Consider the following 1,587-nt stretch of genomic DNA (forward strand, 5'->3'; position numbering starts at 1 on the left):
ATTTCTTTGCCAAATCTTTTTTGAAGAGATTCGACTAAATTTAATATCGGCTCTTCTTTAGCGTGTTCTTCAAAGTTATAAATAGATAGTTGTTCCGTAAAGTCTGCACGATCTACTACATTGCTAACCGTCACACCTAAAAGACGTATCGGCTGCCCGTCCCAATTTTTCGTAAATAAGCTCCATGCAACTTCAAAGATCTTTTCCTTTTCATAAACCAAGTTGCGAAACGATTGACTTCGAGAAGAATTTCGCCAATCTGAATCCCGTATTTGGATGGAAACCGTTGGACCTGCTAAGCGCTTTGCTTCCAAGCGATTCGCCACTTTTGTAGATAAGCGATTAAAGACTTTCTCCAATTCATGAAGATCACTTTCATCATTTGGTAAAGTCGTTGAATTCCCGACACTCTTCGTATCATAAACCGAATCTGGATCAACTGCACGATCATCAAATCCATTAGCACGTTTTTTTAATCGACTGCCATTCTTCCCAAGTGTTTCTTTTAATAATCCTTCTTCTGCTTTCGCAATATCGCCAATCGTTTGTAACCCGATACTGTACAACTTGTTGGCTGTACTTTCTCCCACACCATGCATGTCGAGAACTGGCAATGGCCAAAGTATCTTATCAATATCACGTTTACGTAAAACGGTTATGCCCATTGGTTTCTTTAGATTTGACGCCGTTTTCGCTAAGAATTTATTCGGCGCAATTCCAATCGAACAAGGCAAATCAAGTTCCGTTAACAATCTCGTTTGTATATCGTCTGCGATTTGTAGAGCGGTCATAGGTCCATCAATTTCTGTCACATCCATGTATCCTTCATCAATTGACACTGGTTCAACTTGTTTCGTATATGACCTCAATACTTCAAACATTGCTCGCGATGCAATTCGATAGCGTTCAAAATTTGGTGGCAATAAAATTAGCTCAGGACATTTACGTTTTGCTTCCCAAACACTCATCGTTGTGTAAACGCCTTTTGCACGAGCTTCGTAGGAACAGGTTACTAGAATTCCACGACGTTCTTTTGGATTTCCGGCAATGGCAATTGCTTTTCCTTTTAAGCTTGGATCATATGATTGCTCAACAGACGCATAAAAACTATTCATATCAATATGAAAAATAATTCGAGAAGTTCCTCGTTTTATGCTCGTCATGTCCTCATCGCCCTCTTCTTATACTTACTTTAATCATAACAAAAAAAGAGAAGGCAGGGGCATCCTGACATCTCTTTTCCTTCAACTTATTTAGCAGATACTTTGACAATCTCCACAAGTAAATCTGATAATTTCTCAAGTTCTGCAACAGGCATACGTTCATTTTTCGTGTGAATCTCTTCATACCCAACTGATAAGTTAACTGTTGGGATTCCGAAACCAGCAATAATGTTTGCATCACTACCTCCACCACTAGTACCTAGATTTGGAGTGAGACCAAGGTTTTTAACTGCTTGCACAGCTACTTGTGTTACATGCTCGTCCTCACCACAGCGGCATCCTGGGTACATTAACTGAATGTCGATTTCCGCCTGTCCACCCATGGCAGCTGCTGGTTCTTCAAAAACAGACTTCATGTGTGCTG

Annotated in this window: 2 protein-coding genes; both read right to left on the reverse strand. The window is 40.1% G+C overall.

All coding sequences use genetic code 11. The features are described from left to right. A partial coding sequence (locus WBG45_RS12385) for a DNA polymerase IV (protein ID WP_424414988.1) occupies positions 1-1,163 on the reverse strand: 1,163 nt, incomplete at its 3' end. An 86-nt stretch (positions 1,164-1,249) separates the two neighbouring features. Beyond that, the coding region (locus WBG45_RS12390) for a M20/M25/M40 family metallo-hydrolase (RefSeq protein WP_424414990.1) at positions 1,250-1,587 on the reverse strand (338 nt) is incomplete at its 5' end.

Origin of the sequence: Paenisporosarcina sp. (genome assembly GCF_049671445.1) — a bacterium.
Taxonomy (GTDB): Bacteria; Bacillota; Bacilli; order Bacillales_A; family Planococcaceae; genus Paenisporosarcina.